Below are 2,971 nucleotides of genomic sequence, written 5' to 3' on the forward strand. Positions count from 1 at the left end.
GGACTGAAAGGACTGAAACGATCTTGCGAGCGACGATCCCCTCTTCTAGTTGTGGTTTTATCCGCAGGCTCAGATCAATGCCTTCTTGAATATGATTAATTTTGCGATCTGTGGTCGAGAGTTCAAGTATCAGGCGTGGGTAACGTGCAGCGAAGCCGGCGATTAGTGGCGCCAACACATGCCGCCCGAAAGCGGAGGTAGAAGCGATGCACAGTCGCCCTTGGAGTTGAGTCTGCGCGCTGGTGATCGCGCTTTGCGCCGATTCGAGATCACGCGCTATACGTTTCACTTTTTCGTAGTACACCATGCCGCTTTCGGTTAACGCCATGCTACGCGTGGTGCGCTGGAGAAGGCGCGTACCCAGGTGGGTTTCCAAGCGATTTAGGGTCTGGCTAATGGCTGCCGCACTGACGCCCAGGGTTTTGGCCGCGCCCACGATGGAGCCCGCTTCAACCACCTTGATAAAGCTAGCAATCGCCCCTAACAGGTTCATCTTTGTTCCAGCGAGAAGAGTCATTCATAAGATTTTGTTTATAAAGCAACCACTGCTAGCCGTCTAGTTGCTAATTTTTGATCTTGCTATGGTGTTCATCACCTACCAATCGAAGATCAAAAAGGTCTGATATGAATCCAAAAACATCCTCTAAAGCTCTATTTTTCAACCAACGCAAGCTCTCGGTTCGCGCTACGCCTTATGTTTTCGCACTGTATATGGCCACCATCATGGCGCTCTTGATGTCATTCGTGATCACCGCGGCAAATTCCGGTATTGAGAATGATTACCTAAGTAATGCGCTGCACGCCTATAAATTGGCCATGCCGGTGGCATTCCTGTGCATACTCGTCGTTCGCCCCATTGTGCTCAAACTGGTGTCTTTGACTGTACACCCACATCGCTAAGGGCGGCCGCTTACGGCCCAATTGATGGGGCGTTGTGGACAACCCTATTGGGTCGACTGTTGCCGGCCGTCACAGGTCGGAGTCGACCTAAAGCTGACACTGTCCGCAGTCAGCTTCGAGTCTTCTCTCGATCCAGCAGGTTGTGGGCTATTCAGCGACGCCACGATCCCTCGGGCAATTCGACCTGCCGATGGGCCGCAGCCAAGGCAACCTTCAGCCCCTCTTTATCCAGCGGTATGCAGTAGGCGGGTTTAGCCCGTTCGAATCGCCAGCTTTCATCAAGACTGCCCGCATCTACCGCGTCGAATCCAATCTCGTCCAGTAACTTGATCACCAGCGCTTTCGCCGCCGGATCATCCGCCGCGATCGGCAGTGCGCGTCGGTCGGGCGCTGCTTTCGGGCGCGTGTCCTGCACCAGGTCCTGGGCGAGGATTGCATTGAACACCTTGACCACGCTGGAGTGGGGCAGGTGCTCGGCGAGCAAGCGGCTGGTGGTGGTTTCGAATCGGTCGAGAGCGGCAATGTGACCGTCGCGCTCCGGGTAGTAATTATTGGCATCCAGCACGGTTTTGCCCTCTAGCCACTTGGCCGGCACGCTTCGGTAATGCTCAAGAGGAATTGCCACGAGTACAACTTCGCCAAATTGTGCTGCGTCCTCGATAGTGCCGACCTGACTGCCAGGAATGCCACTGCGCACGCTGCTCATGGTCTGTGGCCCACGTGAATTGCTGAGCATCGCCTCGTGTCCCGCGGCGATGACCAATTGCGCCACTGCACGTCCGATGAAGCCTGCCCCAATAATGCCGATACGCATGTCCTTGCTCCGCTGGTTAAGTAAGAAGAAACCATGATGATTGCCAACCAACAGCAGATAAATAATCATCGGCTACTTAGTCTCGTTACCAGGAGTGTTGAATGATGGACCGTCTGACGAGCATGGGAGCGTTTGTGATGGCGGCGGAATGCGGCTCCTATGCCAGTGCTGCCGAGCGATTGGGCCTGTCGGCGCAGATGGTGGCCAAGCATGTTGCCGCGCTTGAGCAGCGGCTAGGTGCGCGGCTACTGAACCGTACCACCCGACGCCAGAGCCTGACTGAGTTGGGCAGTGCTTACTACGAACGCTGTAAGCACATTTTGAGCGAAGCTCAGGCTGCCGACTCCCTTGCGCAGATCATGAACGACACCCCGCGCGGCAAACTGAAAATCAGCGCTCCCGTAACGTTCGGCTCCTATAGCCTCATGCCCTTTGTGACGGAGTTTTTGCGTCAACACCCGGAAGTCGAAATCGATTTGCATTTGACCGATCGCTTCGTCGATCTGGTGGAGGAGGGTTATGAAGTGACTTTCAGAATTGGCCCGCTGACCGCGTCCAGTTTGACCGCCAGGCCGTTGGCACCTTATCGGTTGGTAGCCTGTGCAGCACCGAGCTACCTGACCGACCGCGGAGTGCCACAAATACCGGATGATCTGAAGAACCATGAGTGTCTGGGGTATGCCTATTGGTCCCGGCCGGCCGACCACGAATGGGTATTCTGCAAAGGCTCCGCAGTTGAACGGGTACAAGTCGTCAGTCGATTGCAGGTCAATGAGAGCAAAGCACTGCTGTCGGCAGCGCTGGACGGGTTCGGGATCGTCCTTGGTCCCGAAGACTTTCTTGAGCCCGCGTTGCGCAGCGGTGAGTTGGTTCGACTGTTAGCTGATTACGAAGCACCGAGCCGACAAATGCATTTGCTCTACACGGCCAATCGTCAGAGAACTGCCAAACTCCGACGATTTATCGAGGCTGCGCTCGTCCGCTTTGGTGCTCCTTGAGCAAGCTTTTGAGTTGTCTCAGCGGCATTGAATTGTGATTGATCGCGGTCGCAGGCTACTGCTTCATTGACTGGCTGCTGTTGGGCCGATTGTTGCCTGTCGCCAAGGGCAGTAAACGACCGATTCTGTTGAAAAAGTCGGTCTGCCCAAACTGCCTGATCATTGACTGGTGAAAACACCTTTTTTGCACGCTGCTACGTGAAATCTGAGTCCGGAAGCCACTGCAAAAAGTAAAGATTTCAATCTCGGACGCGTACTT

Annotated in this window: 4 protein-coding genes; 2 read left to right on the top strand and 2 right to left on the bottom strand. The window is 54.9% G+C overall.

The window, feature by feature from the left end:
- Positions 1–493, bottom strand: a 493-nt coding sequence (locus AC1DIS_RS29840) for a LysR family transcriptional regulator (RefSeq protein WP_477781289.1), incomplete at its 3' end; no start/stop codon positions are given.
- Between the two features lie 131 nt (positions 494–624).
- On the opposite strand from AC1DIS_RS29840, the gene AC1DIS_RS29845 reads away from it, so the two are divergent.
- Positions 625–900, top strand: a complete 276-nt coding sequence (locus tag AC1DIS_RS29845; protein ID WP_018925645.1) for a DUF2798 domain-containing protein — start codon at positions 625–627, stop codon at positions 898–900.
- Positions 901–1,051: 151 nt separating this feature from the next.
- Here the strand turns inward: AC1DIS_RS29845 and AC1DIS_RS29850 are convergent, their stop codons facing one another.
- The gene (locus AC1DIS_RS29850) at positions 1,052–1,714 is read right to left on the bottom strand and encodes an NADPH-dependent F420 reductase (protein WP_111455147.1); all 663 of its coding nucleotides are present in this window, start codon (positions 1,712–1,714) and stop codon (positions 1,052–1,054) included.
- Between the two features lie 101 nt (positions 1,715–1,815).
- Here AC1DIS_RS29850 and AC1DIS_RS29855 point away from each other — a divergent pair, with 101 nt between their 5' ends.
- Entirely contained in the window at positions 1,816–2,712 is an 897-nt protein-coding gene (locus AC1DIS_RS29855; RefSeq protein ID WP_477744678.1) for a LysR family transcriptional regulator, read from the top strand.
- Positions 2,713–2,971 lie beyond the last annotated feature (259 nt).

The organism is Pseudomonas sp. 05N433 (assembly GCF_056396925.1).